The 380-nt window shown below is 50.5% G+C and carries 1 pseudogene; it reads right to left on the bottom strand.

The window, feature by feature from the left end:
- Positions 1-293: pseudogene (locus EDM54_RS25510) on the bottom strand (phosphatidylglycerophosphatase A family protein); the annotation flags it as partial.
- Between the last annotated feature and the right edge of the window lie 87 nt (positions 294-380).

Here is a 380-nt window from a genome sequence, read left to right as displayed (position 1 = left end):
TCGCAGCCAAACAAGCCTTCATCGGAGGCGATAATCGACTGCAGCGGCTCAGACAATAGGCCCTTTTCCGCCAATGTATCCAGCTCAATGCCCACGAGGATGGCATGCTGCATTTCCCTTTTCTCCAGAACAGCCTTTACGCTCTCGATGCACGGTTCCATGGTCAGGTCAGGATGATAGGGCGATTGCATCAAATATACGATCTCCGCGATATCCTCTACGCGCACACCGCGCTCTGCCAAACGATCCAATGCGGCTTTTCTGACTTCGCTGCTGTGTACTTGCTTCTTCATGTAAGACAACCCCTTCCACCATTAAGTGAAGTCACCTATGTTACATAGTATCACAAGGTGACAAAATTGCGACAATCTTCGGCCGCA

The sequence above is a fragment of the Brevibacillus borstelensis genome (assembly GCF_003710865.1).
Taxonomy (GTDB): Bacteria; Bacillota; Bacilli; order Brevibacillales; family Brevibacillaceae; genus Brevibacillus; species Brevibacillus borstelensis.
The sequence above is the reverse complement of the archived record's forward strand: the minus strand, read 5'-3'. Positions and strand labels throughout refer to the sequence as shown.